This is a genomic window from Streptomyces griseus subsp. griseus, assembly GCF_003610995.1.
Taxonomy (GTDB): Bacteria; Actinomycetota; Actinomycetes; order Streptomycetales; family Streptomycetaceae; genus Streptomyces.
Map to the genome: position 1 here is coordinate 690852 of NZ_CP032543.1, position 18688 is coordinate 709539.

Consider the following 18688-nt stretch of genomic DNA (forward strand, 5'->3'; position numbering starts at 1 on the left):
GTGAGGGCCGGGCGGAGGGGTGAACCGTGGCCAGCGTCGCCGATCACCGCCTCCAGACGACCTCCGTGGAGCCCCCATGACCATCAGCCACGCACCGCCCGATCCGTCCGCCGGCCTGGAGAAGGCCCCAGCCCCCGGCAGCAGCCGTACGCCTCCCGAGCTGGAGCCGGTCGTCCCGGCGTCCGTGCGCCGGGCGCGGTCCGCGCCCCGGTGGCTGCGGCGCACCGTGGGGCCGTTGCTGCTGCTCGCGCTCTGGCAGGTCTTCAGCGCAGCGGGAGTGCTGCACCCCGATGTGCTTGCCTCGCCCGGAATCATCGCCCGTGCGAGGGGCGGTCTGATCGCCGACGGGACCCTTCCGGCCGCCATGGGCGTCTCGCTCCAGCGGGTGGCCGTGGGGCTGGTGCTCGGCGGGGTCGCCGGGACTGCGCTCGCGCTGGTCTCGGGGCTCTCGCGGCTCGGCGAGGACCTCGTCGACGCGACCGTACAGATGCTCCGCACCGTCCCCTGGGGGGGCTGATCCCGTTGTTCATCATCTGGCTCGGGATCGGCGAAGCGCCCAAGGTCGCGCTCATCGCGCTCGGGGTCGCCTTTCACCTGTATCTGAACGTGTATGCCGGTATTCGCGGTGTCGATGCCCAACTCATCGAGTCCGGTGAGTCGTTGGGTCTCAACCGGTGGGGTCTCGTACGCCATGTGGTGCTGCCGGGGGCGTTGCCCGGGGCCATGACCGGGCTGCGGTACTCACTCGCGACCGCCTGGCTCGCGCTCGTCTTCGGCGAGTCCATCAACGCCGATGCCGGGATCGGGTTCCTGATGAACCAGGCCCGGGAGTTCTTCCGGACGGACGGGATCGTCGCCTGCCTCGTCGTGTACGCCTCCCTCGGCCTCACCGCCGACGTCATCGTCCGGACCCTCGAAAGGCTGCTGCTGCCATGGCGACCGACTTTCACCGGCCGGTGACCGCCCCGGCCCCCTCCCCCGCCGGGGCACCCGAAGCCGCCGTACGGGTCGAAGGGCTCACCCGGGCCTTCGACGGGCGTGCCGTCCTCGACCGTCTCGATCTCACCCTGGAAGCCGGGGAGTTCACTGCCCTGCTGGGACGCAGCGGATGCGGGAAGTCGACCCTGCTGCGAGTGCTCGCCGGACTCGACCGCGAGATAGCCGGGACCGTGCTGGTGCCCCGGCGGCGCGCCGTGGCCTTCCAGGCGCCGCGCCTGATGCCCTGGAAGCGGGTCTGGCGCAACGTCCTGCTGGGGCTGCCCGGGAAGCCCGAACGGGCCCTGGCGGAGGAGGCGTTGGCGGAGGTCGGGCTGACCGACCGGGCGGGCGCCTGGCCCAAGACGCTCTCCGGCGGCGAGGCCCAACGCGTTTCTCTCGCACGTGCGTTGGTACGGGAGCCCGATCTGCTCCTCCTCGACGAGCCGTTCGGCGCGCTGGACGCCCTGACCCGGATCAAGGCGCAGCAGCTCGTCGCGGAGCTCTGGCAGCGGCGCGGCTGCGCGGTCCTGCTGGTCACCCATGACGTGGATGAGGCGCTGCTGCTGGCCGACCGGGTGCTGGTGATGCGGGACGGCGGCATCGCGTACGACACGCATGTCGGCCTGGAACGCCCGCGCGGCGTCGGCTCCGCCGGCTTCACCGGCCTGCGTTCACGGCTGCTGAACGAGCTCGGCGTCGAGGACGGCGGCGCGGCCGACGCAGGGGCGGGGGCCGACCAGCCGCAGGAACCGGCCGCCGTCGCGCACCCGGACGTATGACACCCCTCATCCCCCTCTCTTGCCCGAGCATCACGGAGAACCGCAAGGCCCTCGGTGATCTGCTCGTCCGGCTGGAGCGGGCGCAGAACTGGGTCTTCGAACACCCGGAGGCGTGGGCGAAGGCATGGGCCAGGGAGACCGGGCTCCCCTACGAGGTGGCGTTGGACGCTGTGAAGCTCACCTACGGCACCCGCGTCCCCGTGGCGATCGACGACGCCGTCATCGCCTCCGAGCAGCAGATCGCCGACGCGTTCGCCGAACTCAAGCTGATCCCCAGGCGGTTCGACTTCAAGGACTACGTCGACACCCGCTTCAACCGGAACCCCCCGCCGTCCTCCACCGCACCCCGCTCCTACGGAAAGGCCTCCTCATGAACGTCCATCTCCACTGGTTCCTGCCCACCGGCGGTGACGGCCGGACGCTCGTGGACCGGCACGCGTACACCGACGGCGGGATCAGGCGCGACCGGATCACCCCGGCGAGCGGGGTCCGCGCCCCGGACATCGAGTATCTGGCGCAGATCGCCAAGGCGGCCGAACAGCTGGGCTTCGAAGCCGTGTTGACGCCGACCGGTACGTGGTGCGAGGACGCCTGGCTGACCACGGTGGCGCTCGCCCAGCACACCGAGCGGCTGAAGTTCCTCGTCGCCTTCCGGCCGGGGGTCATCTCGCCGGTGCTCGCCGCCCAGATGGCCGCCACCTATCAGCGGATCACCCGGGGACGGCTGCTGCTCAACGTGGTGACCGGCGGCGATTCGACCGAACAGCGGCGGTTCGGCGACCACTTGGACCACGACCGGCGGTACGCGCGCACGGCGGAGTTCCTGTCGGTGGTGCGGGGTGCCTGGAGCGGGCAGCCGTACGACTTCGACGGCGAGCACTACCAGGTGGAGGGCGGGCTGACCGCACTGCCGCCGGACCCGCTGCCGGAGATCTTCTTCGGCGGCTCCTCGGCGGCCGCCGGTCCGGTGGCCGCCGCCCATGCCGATGTCTATCTGACCTGGGGTGAGCCGCCGGCCCAGGTGAAGAGGAAGATCGACTGGATTCGCGCGCTCGCGGAGGAGCAGGGGCGTACGGTCCGGTTCGGCATCCGGCTGCACACCATCTCGCGCGACTCGTCGAGGGAGGCATGGGCCACCGCCGGCCGGCTGCTGGACGATCTGGACGCGGACACGATCGCGGCGGCGCAGCAGGCGCTGGGGAAGAGCGAGTCGGTCGGGCAGCAGCGGATGCTGGCGCTGCACGGCGGTTCGCGGGACAAGCTGGAGATCGCGCCGAACCTCTGGGCGGGCGTCGGCCTGGTGCGGGGCGGGGCCGGGACCGCGCTGGTGGGCAGCCATGCGGAGGTCGCCGACCGGATCGAGGAGTACCACGCGCTCGGCGTGGAGCACTTCGTGCTCTCGGGCTATCCGCACCTGGAGGAGGCGTACTGGTTCGGTGAGGGCGTGACGCCCGAGCTGGCGCGGCGCGGACTGCTGTCGACCGTTCCGGCGTCCCCGCGCCTGGGGGCACCTGGCGCCGATTCGCGGGCGGTCTAGGCTCCCGGCGGGGCGCCGCTGCCGCCGGCCGGAGGGCGCTGAACCGTGTGGGGCGCCCGGGAAGATCCCGGACGCCCCACGAGTTAGTAGAAACGTGAACATTACTGGGGTGCGCGAGCTGGACGTGGTCGTGATCGGCGCCGGGCAGGCGGGGCTGTCCGCCGCCCACCATCTGCGCCGTGTCGGTCTGGAGCCGGACCGCGATTTCGTGGTGCTGGACCACGCGCCCCGGCCCGGCGGCGCCTGGCAGTTCCGCTGGCCCTCACTGACGTACGGCAAGGTCCACGGGATGCACGCGCTGCCCGGCATGGAGCTGACCGGCGCCGACCCCGACCGGCCCTCGTCCGAGGTGATCGGCGGATACTTCACGGCGTACGAGGAGCGCTTCGAGCTGCGCGTGCACCGGCCCGTCGAGGTGAGTGCCGTACGCGAGGGGAGCGGCGGGCGGCTGCTCGTGGAGACGTCCGAGGGCAGGTACGCCCCGCGCGCGCTGATCAACGCGACCGGCACCTGGGACCGGCCGTTCTGGCCGCGCTACCCCGGGCAGGAGACGTTCCGGGGGCGCCAGCTGCACACGGCGGACTACCCCGGGCCCGAGGAGTTCGCCGGTCAGCGGGTCGTCGTGGTCGGCGGCGGCGCCTCCGGCACGCAGCATCTGATGGAGATCGCCGAGTACGCCGCCGAGACGTTCTGGGTGACCCGGCGTGAACCGGTCTTCCGCGACGAGCCGTTCACCGAGGAGTGGGGGCGGGCGGCCGTGGCGATGGTGGAGGAGCGCGTCCGCAAGGGGCTGCCGCCGCAGAGCGTGGTGTCGGTGACCGGGCTGGCGGTCACCGACGCCGTGCGGCGCGCCCGTGAGCAGGGGGTGCTGGACCGGCTGCCGATGTTCGACCGGATCACGCCGACCGGGGTGGCCTGGGACGACGGCCGGAGCGTCGAGGCGGACGTGATCCTCTGGGCGACCGGCTTCCGGCCCGCCGTGGACCACCTGGCACCGCTGAAGCTGCGCGAGCCGGGCGGTGGCATCCGGGTGGACGACACCCAGGCTGTACGGGACGGACGCGTCCATCTCGTCGGGTACGGGCCGTCCGCCAGCACCATCGGAGCCAACCGGGCGGGCCGCACCGCCGTGCGGTCGGTGCTCCGGCTGCTGGAGGGGACCGGTGACGTGGACCGTACGCAGAAGGCCGGAGCGGCGGCCGTGTGACAGGGACTCGCGTCAGCCCGTGGCCGCGCGGCGGTTGCGGTTGAACTCCTCGACATTCTTCCGCTGTTCGTCGTAGCTGTCGGTGAACCGGGTGTCCCCGGGCGCGACCGTGACGAAGTAGAGCCAGGGGCCGGGCGTGGGGCTGATCGCGGCACGCAGCGCCTCTTCGCCCGGGTTGCCGATGGGCGTCGGCGGCAGCCCCTTGCGTACGTAACTGTTGTACGGGCTGTCCAGCTGGGTGTCGGTGGTCGTGGTGTCCAGGGTGGAGCGCTTGAGGGCGTAGTTGATGGTGGAGTCCATCTGCAACGGCATGTCCTTGAGCAGCCGGTTGTAGACGACCCGGGCGACCTTGCCCATGTCGGAGGCGGTGTCGGCCTCGGCCTGGACGATGCTGGCGATCGTGGCCGTCTCGTAGACCGTGACGTTGTTGCGCTGCGCCCCGGCGGTGATGTGGTCCGCGCCGAGCCGTTTGCGGGCGGTGTCCGCCATGTAGCGCAGCAGGCCCGCCGGCTCGGTCGCGGAGTCGATCGGATACGTGGCTGGGAAGAGATACCCCTCAGGGTTGCCCTCGGCCGGCTCGGGCAGCTCCAGATCCACCGCCGCCGCGGTCTTCTCCGTGGAGCCGGACTTCAGGCCGAGCGCCCGGTCGACGGCCTCGAACACCTGCGAAGCGCGCCAGCCCTCCGGGATCACCAGCGTGGACTGCGGGCGCTCCTGCTTCTTCTTCTCGTCCGAGCCGAGCAGGGAGAGCGGGATCAGTACGGCGGCCGACACGACGAGCAGCGCGGCGACGATCAGCACGATCTTTCCGCGGCGGGTCGGGCGGAGTCTGCGACGGGGACGGACGTCCGGGGACTCGTTCACCATGCGGGCACGGTAACCCGGTCCGCTCCCCCGGGCCGGTAGCCCGGCTGCGGCGTCGGCTCGGGCGACACGAACGCCGTACCGCACGACCAGAACACACGAACAAGGGATCGGATGTTCGCTGGAACGCGTGATCGTATGGGGATTCGTTGCTGATCTTCCCCGGCGGGCATGATGATTGCAGAGCGCAGTCAACGGGCTGCAGACCGCGACCGCGCACGTCCCACACATGCATCACGCACAAGGAGAAGCACCAGATGAACTTCCTGACCAACCTGCTGGCCGGCATCGTCCACTTCGTGGGTTGGCTCGTCTGACCATCGCTCCGCCCGGCGCCGTCGCTCCCCGTCCCACGGGAGCGGCGGCGCCGCTGCGTGTGGGGAACCGGGGTGCCGGACGGGCCGTGCGCGGGTTGCATCGGGGTGCGGCCGCCCGCGGCGCACGGTCAGGACGCCGGGACCGGGGCCTGGTGGGAGTCGCGGCGGATCAGGGCGGCGTAGCGCCCGTCCCGGCCGAGCAGCTCCTCGTGCGTGCCGCGTTCGGCTATGCGGCCGGCGTCCAGGACCACGATCTGGTCCGCGTCGCGGACGGTGGAGAGGCGGTGGGCGATGGTGAGGGTGGTGCGGCCCTCGGAGAGGGCGTCGATCGCTTCCTGCACGGCGTGTTCCGTGCGGGTGTCGAGTGCGCTGGTCGCCTCGTCGAGGATCAGCACCGGGGGGTCGCGGAGGATGGTGCGGGCGATGGCCAGGCGCTGCTTCTCGCCGCCGGAGAAGCGGTAGCCGCGCTCGCCGACGAGGGTGTCGTACCCGTCGGGCAGGGAGACGATGTGGTCGTGGATCTGCGCGGCACGGGCCGCGGCCTCGATCTCCTCGGCGGTGGCCTCCGGCTTGGCGAAGCGCAGGTTGTCGGCGACGGAGGCGTGGAAGAGGTAGGTCTCCTGGGAGACCACGCCGACCGCTCGGGCCAGGGTGTCGAAGTCCAGATCGCGGACGTCGACCCCGTCGAGGGTGACCCGGCCGCCGGTGACGTCGTAGAGCCGGGGCACGAGATAGCTGAGCGTGGACTTGCCGGAGCCGGTGGGGCCCACGACCGCCAGGCTGTTGCCGGCCGGGACCGTCACGTCGATACCGCCGAGCGTGGGGCCGCTCTTCTCGTCGTAGTGGAAGTCGACGCCCTCGAAGGCGATCTCGCCGCGGATCTTCTCCAGCCGGACGGGCCTCTCCGGCTCGGTGATGTCCACCGTGAGGTCGAGGTATTCGAAGATGCGCTGGAAGAGGGCGAGGGAGGTCTGCATCTGCACACCGGTGGAGAGCAGGCTCACCGCCGGGCGGAAGAGCCCCTGCTGAAGCGTGACGAAGGCGACCAGCGTGCCGATGGAGACGGGCGTCCCGCCCGGCTGGAAGGTCAGGCCGGCCACCCAGTAGATGACGGCGGGCATGGCGGCCATCACGATGCCGATGGTGGACATCCGCCAGCGGCCGGCCATGTTGGAGCGCACCTCCAGGTCGACCAGGCGCTCGGACTCCTCGGTGAACCCCTTGGTGAGGGAGTCGGAGCGGCCCATCGTGCGGCCGAGCAGGATGCCGCTGACCGACAGGGACTCGGTCACCGTGGCGGCCATGGCGGCCATCTGCTTCTGGCGCTGGGTGGTGATCCTCTTGCGCTCCCGGCCGACGCGGCGGCTGATCGCGACGAAGACGGGCAGCAGGAGCAGCGAGACGACGGTGAGGCGCCAGTCGAGGGCGAGCATCGCGACGACCGTGGCGATCACGGCGGTGAGGTTGGAGACGAGCGAGGTCGCGGTCGAGGTGACCGTCGCCTGCATGCCGCCGATGTCGTTGGCGATGCGGGACTGGACCTCGCCCGTGCGTGTCCGGGTGAAGAAGGCGAGGGGCATCCGCTGGAGCTGGGTGTACACAGCGGTGCGCAGGTCGTGCATGACGCGCTGGCCGACCGTCGTCGAGATGAGGGTCTGGAGGACGCCGAAGACGCTGTTCATCACGGCGGTGGCGATCATGCCGAGCGCCAGCAGCGTCAGCAGCCCCGTGCGCCCTTGCGGGATCGCGGTGTCCAGGATCTCGCGCAGCAGGAACGGCGAGGCGACCGACACCAGGGAGGAGGCGCCGACCAGCAGGCCGACCACGGCGAGCCGGCCCCGGTAGGGATGGAAGAGGCGGAGGATGCGGCGCACCTCGCCGGGCGTCCGGTCGGAGGTGCGGGCATCGGGTGGGGGCGTCCACGTGAGTTCGTCGGGCTTCATGGGCTCCTTCGTGGGGCGTGAGGAACGGCCGGACCCATCCGGCGTCCAGAGCTTAGCTCATTGTTACCTATACTCACAATGAACGGGGTCCTGATATTGTTCCCGTATGGACGCCTCAGATTCCCCCGACGTCGGTGCCACGGATGCGCCGGCCGCCGCCGAGCGGTCCCACCACCCTGACCGGGACCGTGACCCCGACGGCATGCTCGCCGAGCAGCTGCTGCGGCTGACGCGGCGGCTCCACCGCATCCAGAGCCGCCAGCTGGAGCCGATCGGCATCACCCCGGCCCAGTTCCGGCTGCTGCGGACCGTCGCGAGCTATGACGCGGCACCCCGGATGGCCGATCTCGCCCAGCGCCTGGATGTCGTCCCCCGCGCCGTGACGACGCTGGTCGACGCCCTGGAGGCGAGCGGGCGGGTCCGCCGCGCCCCGGATCCGGACAGCCGCCGGGTGGTCCGCATCGAGATCACCGACGAGGGGCGCGCCACGCTGCGTTCCCTGCGCAACGCGCGCCGGGCCGCCGCGGAGGAGATCCTGGCTCCACTGACCGCCGGGCAGCGCGAGGTGCTCGGCGGGCTGCTCTCCGCTCTGGTCGACGGAATGCCGGAGCGCCACTGCTGAGACCGGGGTACGAGCCACCAGGACCGTACCGGACGTCGAAGGGGACGCCGACATGCCGCTGCTCGAGCCCGACCCGGATGCCCTCCGTCCCCGTACGGAACGCGCACCCGCCATCGACCGGGTCACCGACCGGAGCGCGTCCGGCACCCCCGAGCCCCTGCGCTCCGAGCTGACCGCCCTGCTCGGCGCGGACAAGGTGCTCTGGAAGGTCTCCGACCTCGTGCGGTACGCCTCCGACGCCAGCCCCTACCGCTTCCTCCCCCGGGTCGTGCTGGTCCCCGAGTCCATCGACGACGTCTCCGCGATCCTGTCGTACGCCCACGGCAAGGGCCGCGAGGTCGTCTTCCGGGCCGCCGGGACCAGCCTCAACGGCCAGGCGCAGGGCGAGGACATCCTCGTCGACGTACGCCGCCACTGGACCGGCGTCGAGGTGCTGGACGACGGGGCGCGGGCCCGCATCCGGCCCGGCACCACCGTCCTGCGGGCCAACACCACCCTCGCCCGGTACGGCAGGCTGCTCGGCCCCGATCCGGCGAGCGCCATCGCCTGCACGGTCGGCGGGGTCGTCGCCAACAACGCCTCGGGCATGACGGCCGGCACCACCCGCAACTCCTACCGCACGCTCGCCTCGCTCACCTTCGTCCTGCCGAGCGGCACCGTCGTCGACACCGCCGGCCCCGCCGCCGACGAGGAGCTGGCGCGGGCGGAGCCGAGGCTGTGCGCCGGACTGCTGGAGCTCAAGGCGGAGATCGAGGCGGACGAGGAGCTGACGGCCCGGATCCGTACCAAGTACGCGATCAAGAACACCAACGGTTACCGGCTGGACGCGTTTCTCGACGGGGAGACGCCCGTACAGATCCTGCGCGGGCTCATGGTCGGCTCCGAGGGCACGTTCGGCTTCATCTCCGAGACCGTCTTCGACACCCTGCCGCTGGACAGGCGGGTCACCAGCGCCCTGCTCTTCTTCCCCTCCCTCACCGCCGCCGCGGCCGCCGTCCCCCGGTTCAACGAGGCCGGGGCCATCGCGGTGGAGCTGATGGACGGCAACACCCTGCGCGCCTCGGTGAGCGTGAAGGGCGTCCCGGCGGACTGGGCGGCGCTGCCCCGGGAGACGGCCGCTCTGCTGGTCGAGTTCCGCGCCCCGGACGCGGCGGGCCAGGAGGCGTACGAGGAGGCGGCGGCCGGGGTGATGCGGGGGCTGGACCTGGTCGTTCCGGCCGTCTCCGTCACCAACGCGTTCACCCGGGACGCGGGGACGATCGCCGGGTACTGGAAGGCGCGCAAGGCGTTCGTGACGGCGGTCGGAGGCTCCCGCCCCTCGGGTACGACGCTGATCACCGAGGACTTCGCGGTCCCGCCGGACCGGCTGGCCGACGCCTGCGCGGCGCTGCTGGAGCTCCAGTCGCGCCACGGCTTCGACGCCGCGGTCGCCGGTCACGCGGCCCACGGCAATCTGCACTTCCTGCTCGCCTTCGACGCGGCGCGCCCCGACGACGTCGAGAGGTACGACGCGTTCATGCAGGAGTTCTGCGCGCTCGTCGTGGACCGCTTCGACGGGTCGCTCAAGGCGGAGCACGCCACCGGCCGCAACATCGCGCCGTTCCTGGAGCGGGAGTGGGGCGCGCGGGCGACGGAGCTGATGTGGCGGACGAAGCAGATCATCGACCCCGAGGGGGTGCTCGCCCCGCGGATCGTCCTCGACCGCGACCCGCGCGCCCATCTGCGGGGGCTGAAGACCATTCCGAAGGTGGAGGCGGTCGCCGACCCGTGCATCGAGTGCGGCTTCTGCGAACCCACCTGCCCCAGCGAGGAGCTGACGACCACTCCGCGCCAGCGCATCGTGCTGCGCCGCGAGATGATGCGCCAGGCGGACGGCTCCCCGGTGGAGGCCGGACTCCTCGACGCCTACGGGTACGACGCGGTGGACACCTGCGCCGGGGACTCCACCTGCAAGCTCGCCTGCCCGGTCGGCATCGACACCGGGGCGATGATGAAGGGGTTCCGCCACCTCAGGCACTCCCCGCGCGAGGAGCGGATCGCCGCGCTCACCGCGAAGAACTTCCGCGTTGTGGAGGCCTCGGCCCGGCTCGCGGTGGCGGCGGGGAAGGCCATCGGGGAGCGCGGCGGCGACCGGCTCCTGGAGTCCGTGACGCGGCTCGCCCGCAAGGCCGTCCGCCCCGACCTCGTACCGGAGTGGCTGCCCCAACTGCCCGGCTCCGCCGCCCGGCATCTGCCGCGCACCGCACGGGTGGGGGCGAGTGCCGTCTACTACCCGGCCTGTGTGAACCGCATCTTCGCCGGACCGGAGAAGGGGCCGGAGGCCGGGCCCGACGGCATTCGCACCCCCTCCCTCCCCGAGGCCGTGGTCGCCGTGTCCCAGCGGGCCGGAAAGCCGGTGTGGATCCCCGAGGACGTCGCGGGCACGTGCTGCGCGACCATCTGGCACTCCAAGGGGTACGACGCGGGCAACAGGGTCATGGCGAACCGCATCGTCGAGGCTGCCTGGGGCTGGACGGCCGGCGGGGCCCTGCCACTGGTCGTGGACGCGTCCTCCTGCACGCTCGGTATCGCCGAGGAGGTCGTGCCCTACCTCACCGAGGACAACCGGGCCCTGCACCGGGAGCTGACCGTGGTGGACTCGCTCGTCTGGGCGGCCGGTGAACTCCTGCCGGAGCTGACGGTGTCCGAGAGGACCGGATCGGCCGTCGTCCATCCGACCTGCTCCATGGAACACCTGGGCGACACCGAGCAGTTGCGGGTGCTGGCCGAGGCGTGCGCCGAGGAGGTGACCGTCCCGGACGGAGCGGGGTGCTGCGCGTTCGCGGGCGACCGGGGCATGCTGCACAAGGAGCTGACCGACGCGGCCACGGCGAAGGAGGCGGCCGAGGTCAACTCCCGTACGTACGACACCTATCTGTCGGCCAACCGCATGTGCGAGATCGGCATGGAGCGGTCCACCGGGCATCCGTACCACTCGGCCCTGATCGCGCTGGAACGCGCCACCCGCCCGGCCGGCCACTGAACGTCCGAAGGGACCGACAGCGCAGGTCAGACGCCCCGACTGGTTGAACCAGTCGGGGCGTTCGCGTGCCCGGAAGAAAAGTCCATGGTTTGAGTACGAGAGTCCAATTGGCTCCCTTGCGCACCATCATCCTCACCCTCCAGGGTCCTTACCGAGGCCCGGTCCCGGGGTCGCTCACACCCGTACGGGACGCGGGCCCCGCTCGCGCACGTCCAGAACCCCCACACCCCACCTGGAGGCTCGATGAACGACGACGCCCGGCCCGGACGGACACCGCAGGACCTCCCCCCGCAGCACACCGGCGATGACACCGACCGGCAGGACCCCAGCCGCCGTTCGGTGCTGTGGACCACGGCGGGCGTGGCGGGCGCCGGACTCGGTCTGAGCTCCCTCACGGGAGGCAGCGCGTCGGCCGCCGGACCCGTGACACCGGAAGCCGTGGAGGCCGCGACAGCCGCCCCCGTCCGCCAGGGACGCACGATGACCGACGTCCCCTTCGAGCGGCGGTCGACCGTACGGGTCGGCATCGTGGGCCTCGGCAACCGGGGAGACAGCATGATCGGCCTCTTCCTCGCGGTCCCCGGCGTCCGGGTCGTGGCGGTCTGTGACCCGGTCCGGGAGAAGGCGGAGAAGGCCGCCGCCAGGGTGACGGCCGCCGGGCAGCCCGCCCCCGCCGTCTACGCCAAGGGGGAGAACGACTACGTCGACCTCTGCCGGCGCGGGGACATCGACTTCGTCTATGTGGCCACGCCCTGGGAGCTGCACTTCCCGATGGCCAAGGCGGCGATGCTGAACGGCAAGCACGTCGGCGTGGAGTGTCCGATCGCGATGCGGCTGGAGGAGCTCTGGCAGCTCGTCGACCTCTCCGAGCGCACCCGGCGCCACTGCATGCAGCTGGAGAACTGCTGCTACGGCAAGAACGAGATGCGGGTGCTCCGGATGGCGCACGCGGGTCTCTTCGGGGACCTGCTGCACGGGGCGGGGGCGTACAACCATGATCTGCGCGAGCTGATGTTCGACCCGGACTACTACGAGGGCCCGTGGCGGCGGCTCTGGCACACCCGGCTGCGCGGCGACCTCTACCCCAACCACGGGTTCGGGCCGGTCGCCAACTACATGGACGTAAACCGGGGCGACCGGGCCGTCTCCATCACCAGCATCGGCACCCCCGCCCTCGGCCTCGCCGCGTACCGCAAGGAGCACATGCCGCCGGGCGACCCGAGCTGGAAGGAGTCGTACATCGGCGCCGACCGGACGATCAGCCTCGTGCAGACCGCCAAGGGCCGGGTGATCCGGCTGGAGCACGATGTGTCGACGCCGCACCCGTACTCCCGTATCAACAGCCTCGGCGGCACCCGGGGCGTCTTCGAGGACTACCCGGAGCGGATCTACCTGGAGCCCACGAACACGAACCACCAGTGGGACGACTTCACGAAGTACGCCGAGTGGGACCACTGGCTGTGGAAGGAACACGCCAATCCGCCGGGCGGCCATGGCGGGATGGACTACATCATGGTGTTCCGGCTGATGCAGTGCATGCGGCTCGGACTGGTCCCGGACTTCGACGTGTACGACGCCGCCGTCTGGACGGCCCCCGTGCCGCTCAGCCACCTCTCCATCAAGGCCAAGGGCGCCCCGCTGCCCATACCGGACTTCACCCGGGGCGCGTGGAAGAAGGCCAGGTCCGGGATGGACTCGGACAAGCCGGCCGCGTAAGGGCCTCGGGGTCCCGGGCGGCTCGGCACGGGACCCCGGGGGGCGGCCTCCGGGGTGCGGAAAACCGGTTGCCCCGAAGGAGGACGGGAAGCGAACCTTGCACCGTTTGGTCACCCCGTCACTCCGAGGTCCGCACGGACCTCGCGCATACCGAGCCCTGGGACGTCATGCAGATTCGCGATCTTCCGTATTCGGATCCCGGCGACCCCGATGTACGGTCGGGCCCCCGCTTCCTGTACTGGCTCGGGCGCAATCAGCTCGGCGGACAGCTCAAGTCGCTCGGCTGGGGACTGCTCCACCAGCTGAGCATCGCGGGGCTCCCGCTCACCGTCGGCGTCGCCGTCCAGGCCGTCATCGAGCGCTCCGGCGCCCGCCTGGCCCTGGCCGGCGGCCTCATCGTGGCCCTGGGCGTCCTCATCGCGGTGGGCGACACCATGCTCCACCGGACCGCCGTCACCAACTGGATCACGGCCGCCGCCCGGGTGCAGCAGCTCCTGGCGCGCAGGACCGCCGAGCTGGGCGCCGCCCTGACCCGGCGGGTCGCCGCCGGTGAGGTCGTCGCCGTCTCCACCGGTGACGTGGAGAAGATCGGCTGGTTCGTCGAGGCGCTCTCCCGCTTCCTGGCCGCCGCCATCGCGCTCGTCGTGGTCTGCGTGGGGCTGGTCATCTACCTCCCGGCCCTCGGCGTCCTCGTGGCCCTCGCCATGCCGGTGCTGGCCCTCGCCGTGCTGCCGCTGCTCCCCCGTGCCACCCGGCGCGCCGACGAGCAGCGTGAGAAGGCGGGCAAGGCGATCGAGCTGGCCTCGGACACCGTGGCCGGGCTGCGGGTGCTGCGCGGCATCGGCGGTGAGGAGCTGTTCCTCGGCCGCTACCGCCGCGCCTCCCAGGAGGTCCGCAAGGCCGCCGTGCGCTCCGCCAGGATGTGGGCGCTGATCTCCGCGGTGCAGGTGCTGCTGCCGGGGATCCTGCTGATCTCCCTGGTCTGGTACGGGGCGACGCTGGCCCGCGAGGGCCGCATCGACGTGGGTCAGCTGGTCACGGTCTACAGCGCGGCCACGCTGCTGCTGTTCCCCCTCCGTCACTTCGAGGAGATCGCGATGGCCTACTCCTTCTCCCGGCCGTCCGCGCAGCGCGCCGTACGGGTGCTGTCGCTGCGCCGCACCGACCGGACGGCCACGGAGGCGGGCGTCCCGTCGGGCGACCTGTACGACCCCGCCACTGGGCTGATGGCTCCCCAGGGGCAGTTCACCGCCGTCGTCTGCGGCGACCCGGACGAGGCGGGACGGCTGGCCGAGCGCCTCGGCGGCCATGCCCAGACCGGCGACGGGAGCGCCGTGGAGGAGAAGGCGCCGTCCGTGCTGCTCGGCGCCGTCGCGCTGGACGAACTCCCGCTGGACACCGCCCGTACCGCCGTCCTGGTCCAGGACAAGGACCCGGTGCTGCTCTCCGGCACGCTCCAGGAGCTGCTGGACGTGCCGTCCTCGGGCCTGGTCACCGCCGGACAGGCGCTGGAGGCCGCCCAGTGCGGCGATGTGCTCGCCGCCCTGGCCCAGGCCTCCCCGGACAACGACGGGGACCCGATGCGGACCCGCATCACCGAACGGGGCAGGTCGCTCTCGGGCGGCCAGCGCCAGCGCCTCGCACTGGCCAGGTCGCTGATCACCGACCCGGAGGCGCTGGTCCTGGACGAGCCGACCTCCGCCGTCGACTCGCACACCGAGGCGCGCGTCGCCGCCGGGGTCGCGGGGCTGCGCCGGGGCCGTACGACGGTCGCCTTCGCCTCGTCCCCGCTGCTGCTGGACGTCGCCGACCGGGTCGTCCTCGTCCACGAGGGGAGCGTGGTCGCCGTGGGCACCCACCGCGACCTGCTGCGCACCGAACCGCGCTACCGGGCCGTCGTCACCCGCGAGACCGACGAGGAAGCGGCGGCGGGCAGCGTCACGGTCCCCGCCATGAACACCAGGACCCAGGAAATCGAGGAGAGGGCATGATCGGCGTCGCACCACCGGCGTACGACCCGGCCGCCCCGGAGTCGGCCACCACCCTGCCCGTGGGCACCCCCACGACCGTACGGAGTTACGTACGGCAGCTGCTGCGGCGCCACCGCAAGGCCTTCGCCCTCCTGATCGGCGCCAACACCGTGGCGGTCATCGCGTCGATCGCCGGACCGTATCTGCTCGGCGGGCTGGTCGAGGACCTCTCGAACGGGGTCACCGACCTCCATCTGGAGCGCACGGCCGCGATCTTCGCGCTCGCGCTGGTGGTCCAGACGGTGTTCACCCGGTCCATGCGGCTGCGCGGGGCGATGCTGGGCGAGGAGATGCTCGCCGATCTGCGCGAGGACTTCCTCGTACGGTCGGTGGGGCTGCCGCCCGGCGTGCTGGAGCGGGCCGGGACCGGCGATCTGCTCTCCCGGATCACCACGGACATCGACCGGCTGGCCAACGCGATGCGCGAGGCCGTGCCGCAGCTGGCCATCGGGGTCGTCTGGGCCGGGCTGCTGCTCGGCGCGCTGACCGTGACCGCTCCCCCGCTGGCGCTGGCCGTGCTCATCGCGCTGCCGGTGCTGATCACCGGCTGCCGCTGGTACTTCCGGCGCGCGCCCTCGGCGTACCGCTCGGAGGCCGCCGGTTACGCGGCCGTCGCCGCGATGCTCGCCGAGACCGTGGACGCCGGGCGGACCGTGGAGGCGCACCGCCTCGGCGCGCGCCGGGTGGCGCTGTCGGACCGGCGGATCACGGAGTGGACGGCGTGGGAGCGGTACACGCTCTTCCTGCGCTCGGTGCTCTTCCCGGTCATCAACGCGACGTACGTGACCATCCTCGGCGCGGTGCTGCTCCTCGGCGGCTGGTTCGTCCTGGAGGGGTGGCTGACGGTCGGGCAGCTGACCACGGGCGCGCTGCTGGCGCAGATGATGGTCGACCCGATCGGCCTCATCCTGCGCTGGTACGACGAACTCCAGGTGGCCCAGGTGTCGTTGGCGCGACTGGTCGGCGTGCGGGAGATCGAGCCGGACGCCGGTGACGCCGAGGTAGGGCCGGACGGCCGGGACGTGCGGGCGGACGAGGTGCGGTTCGGGTACCGGGAGGGCGTCGACGTCCTGCACCAGGTGTCCCTCGACGTGGCTCCGGGCACCCGGCTCGCCCTGGTCGGGCCCTCGGGTGCGGGCAAGTCGACGCTGGGCCGGCTGCTGGCCGGGATCTACGCCCCGCGCACCGGCGAGGTGACCCTGGGCGGGGCCGAGCTGTCGCGGATGACGGCGGAGCGGGTCCGGGAGCATGTGGCCCTGGTCAACCAGGAGCACCATGTCTTCGTCGGCTCGCTGCGGGACAACCTGCTGCTGGCCAGGGACGGTGCGCGGGACGCCGAGCTATGGGCCTCGCTGGCCGCGGTGGACGCGGACGGCTGGGCGAAGGGGTTGGAGAACGGGCTGGAGACGGAGGTCGGTTCGGGCGGCTTCGCGCTGACCCCGGCGCAGGCGCAGCAGATCGCGCTGGCCCGGCTGGTGCTGGCCGACCCGCACACGCTGGTGCTGGACGAGGCGACCTCGCTGCTGGACCCGCGGGCGGCCCGTCATCTGGAGCGGTCGCTGGCCCGGGTGCTGGAGGGCCGTACGGTTGTGGCGATCGCGCACCGGCTGCACACCGCGCACGACGCGGATGTGATCGCGGTCGTGGAGGACGGCCGGATCAGCGAGCTGGGCAGCCATGACGAGCTGGTGGCGGCGGACGGCGCTTACGCGGCGCTGTGGCGGTCCTGGCACGGATAGGACCGCCGGGCGCTCACTGTACGGTCCGCGTGGGGTGGGGCTGGAGGAGCTGGTCGACGGGTGCGTGGTCGTCGGTGAGGACCGGGGCGTCACCGGCCCAGGCCGTCACGGTGTCGCCGGTGGCGATCCTCCAGCCGGTCTCCCGGGCGTCCAGCGCCCTCTGGATCGCGGGGGCGTCGACCGGCCGGTCGGAGGCGAGCACCACCATGTTGCCGCCCACGGGGGTCGCGGCCGGATCGAGGCCGATGTCCCCGGGGGCGCCCATGACGGCGACATGCCCGAACACCTCGGCGAGCGTGGCGACTTCGGCGCGGGCGAAGGCGAGCCGGCCGTGGTCGATGAGGTTGGCGACGTACAGCCCGTCCTTCCTGAGCGCCCGGTGGACGTCCCTCAGCGCCTCGGCGGTGGTGAGGTGCCACGGCACGCTGACGCCCCCGAAGGCGTCGCCGACGACGAGGTCCCGGCTGTCGGTCCCCAGCTGCTTGAGGCCGAGCCGGGCGTCCTCCACCCGGACGTCGATGCCGCCGGACGCCCCCAGCTCCAGCTGCTCGCGGTCGATGCGGACGACCCCGGCGTCGATCTCCGAGACGAGGCTGCGGGTGCCGGGGCGTACAGCCGCGAGGTAGCGGGGAAGGTGAGGCCGCCCCCTCCGATGTGGTGGGCGGCCAGCGGCTCGCCCGCGGGGAACGCGGTGTCGGCGACGGCCGCGATGGCGCGCACATAGCCAAACCGGAGGTACGTCGGGTCCTGGAGGTCGACGTACGAGTGGCGCAGGCCGTCCAGGACCAGGGTGCGGCCGGTGGCCCGCTCGGGGTCCGCGACGATGCGGGCGCAGTGGTAGCGGGTCTCGGCGTCGCAGCCGCCGGGGGCGAGCGCGGTGGCGAGGGAACCGGCCACGACGGTGGCCAGCGCCACGGCGGAGGCCCGGCGCCGGCGGCCCGCCCGCCGGCCGACCAGCACGGAGCCGATCACCAGCAGGGCTCCCAGCCCGATCAGGATGGAGCTGACGGGCAGCCGGGAGACCAGGACGAAACCGGTGAGGACCGTGCCGACGATGGCGCCGAAGGTGCCGACCCCGGAGAGCCGTCCCACGACCGTCCCGGTCTCGGCGAGGCTGGTGAGCCGCAGCTTCGTCACGAACGGGGTCACGGCGGAGAGCAGCGCCCCGGGCACGAGGAGAGTGCCCGCCGCGACCAGCAGGAGCGCCGGAGCCGCCCACTCGGCGGTGGTGCGCAGGAGGAGGGGGGTGAGCGCGACGACCACGCCCGACACCCCGAGCGCCGGGCCGATGAGCCGGTGCGGGTCGACCTGGTCGGCGACGCGCCCGCCCAGCCACGAGCCCAGCGCGATCGCGGTGAGGGCGATGCCGATCACCAGGGAGCTGGTCTCCAGGGTGAGGCCGAGGTACGGGGCCAGCAGGCGGAGCGCGACGATCTCGACGACCAGGACCGCGGCCGAGGAGCCGAACACGAGGACGGCTGCGGCGCGTTGGCCCAGCCCCTCGCCGGAGGGCGGGGTGTCGGCCACGGGCGGGGAAGGCGGTGTGGTCACCGCAGCATCCTCGCATGCGGGCGGCCGAACTCCCGCTGCCCGGCCTCTCGGTGACCGGACTCCCCGCCGCCCTCGCGGCCGGAGGAGGCGGGGCCCCCTCCATGGAGCGGGAGACCGGCGCACCCCTGACTGCCGAGAACACGACCCTGGACCGGGGGCGCTTCCCGGACGCCGTCACCCCCTGGGAGCACGCGGTCCGGCGGGCGGCGGCCCTCGGCCGGGTGAACGACTCCCCGGTCGGCCGCCCCTTCCCCAGCCAGCCGGGCCCGCCCGTACGGCCCGCGAGCGCTGCGGTCCCGGGGTGCTGCTGCGGGAGCCGGCGGCCGGCCCACCCCGGTGAGCGGCCCCCGTTGACCCCCGCCAGGAGGCGGACCCGGTGGCAT

Annotated in this window: 10 protein-coding genes and 3 pseudogenes; 10 read left to right on the plus strand and 3 right to left on the minus strand. The window is 72.5% G+C overall.

Features of this window, described 5'->3' with window-relative positions:
- The first annotated feature begins 76 nt into the window (after nucleotides 1–76).
- The 5 genes and pseudogenes from D6270_RS03095 (at nucleotide 77) to D6270_RS03115 (ending at nucleotide 4501) form a co-directional block, all read left to right on the plus strand.
- A pseudogene (locus tag D6270_RS03095) lies at nucleotides 77–960 on the plus strand (ABC transporter permease).
- A complete protein-coding gene (locus D6270_RS03100; protein ID WP_109166868.1) occupies nucleotides 933–1757 on the plus strand; it encodes an ABC transporter ATP-binding protein in 825 nt (274 codons plus the stop codon). Before D6270_RS03095 ends, D6270_RS03100 begins: the two are co-directional and overlap by 28 nt.
- Nucleotides 1758–1801: 44 nt before the next feature.
- Nucleotides 1802–2131 (plus strand): annotated as a pseudogene (locus D6270_RS03105) (ABC transporter substrate-binding protein); the annotation flags it as partial.
- Nucleotides 2128–3294, plus strand: coding sequence for an LLM class flavin-dependent oxidoreductase (locus D6270_RS03110; protein WP_109166866.1), 1167 nt, complete (start codon nucleotides 2128–2130; stop codon nucleotides 3292–3294). The pseudogene D6270_RS03105 and the gene D6270_RS03110, both read left to right, overlap by 4 nt.
- Nucleotides 3295–3403: 109 nt before the next feature.
- The gene (locus D6270_RS03115; protein WP_225976763.1) at nucleotides 3404–4501 is read left to right on the plus strand and encodes an NAD(P)-binding domain-containing protein; all 1098 of its coding nucleotides are present in this window, start codon (nucleotides 3404–3406) and stop codon (nucleotides 4499–4501) included.
- A 12-nt stretch (nucleotides 4502–4513) separates the two neighbouring features.
- On the opposite strand, the gene mltG is transcribed toward D6270_RS03115, so the two are convergent.
- Nucleotides 4514–5368 carry an endolytic transglycosylase MltG gene (gene mltG, locus D6270_RS03120; protein ID WP_109166864.1) on the minus strand — a complete coding sequence of 285 codons (855 nt, stop codon included), beginning with the start codon at nucleotides 5366–5368 and terminating at the stop codon, nucleotides 4514–4516.
- A 442-nt stretch (nucleotides 5369–5810) separates the two neighbouring features.
- Complete coding sequence (locus tag D6270_RS03125) at nucleotides 5811–7625, minus strand: ABC transporter ATP-binding protein (protein ID WP_109166861.1); 1815 nt, start codon at nucleotides 7623–7625, stop codon at nucleotides 5811–5813.
- A 106-nt stretch (nucleotides 7626–7731) separates the two neighbouring features.
- On the opposite strand from D6270_RS03125, the gene D6270_RS03130 reads away from it, so the two are divergent.
- The 5 genes from D6270_RS03130 to D6270_RS03150 all read left to right on the plus strand — a co-directional run bounded on the left by D6270_RS03130 (nucleotide 7732) and on the right by D6270_RS03150 (nucleotide 16754).
- A complete protein-coding gene (locus tag D6270_RS03130) occupies nucleotides 7732–8247 on the plus strand; it encodes a MarR family winged helix-turn-helix transcriptional regulator (protein WP_204117164.1) in 516 nt (171 codons plus the stop codon).
- Nucleotides 8248–8299: 52 nt separating this feature from the next.
- On the plus strand, nucleotides 8300–11269 hold the full coding sequence (locus D6270_RS03135) for an FAD-binding and (Fe-S)-binding domain-containing protein (RefSeq protein WP_109166859.1): 2970 nt from the start codon (nucleotides 8300–8302) through the stop codon (nucleotides 11267–11269).
- A 243-nt stretch (nucleotides 11270–11512) separates the two neighbouring features.
- Nucleotides 11513–12985, plus strand: coding sequence for a Gfo/Idh/MocA family protein (locus D6270_RS03140; protein WP_109166858.1), 1473 nt, complete (start codon nucleotides 11513–11515; stop codon nucleotides 12983–12985).
- Between the two features lie 167 nt (nucleotides 12986–13152).
- Nucleotides 13153–14976, plus strand: coding sequence for an ABC transporter transmembrane domain-containing protein (locus tag D6270_RS03145; RefSeq protein ID WP_151414651.1), 1824 nt, complete (start codon nucleotides 13153–13155; stop codon nucleotides 14974–14976).
- Nucleotides 14973–16754, plus strand: coding sequence for an ABC transporter ATP-binding protein (locus D6270_RS03150; RefSeq protein WP_109166855.1), 1782 nt, complete (start codon nucleotides 14973–14975; stop codon nucleotides 16752–16754). Before D6270_RS03145 ends, D6270_RS03150 begins: the two co-directional genes overlap by 4 nt.
- Before the next feature lie 13 nt (nucleotides 16755–16767).
- Here the strand turns inward: D6270_RS03150 and D6270_RS03155 are convergent.
- A pseudogene (locus tag D6270_RS03155) lies at nucleotides 16768–18305 on the minus strand (fused MFS/spermidine synthase).
- Between the last annotated feature and the right edge of the window lie 383 nt (nucleotides 18306–18688).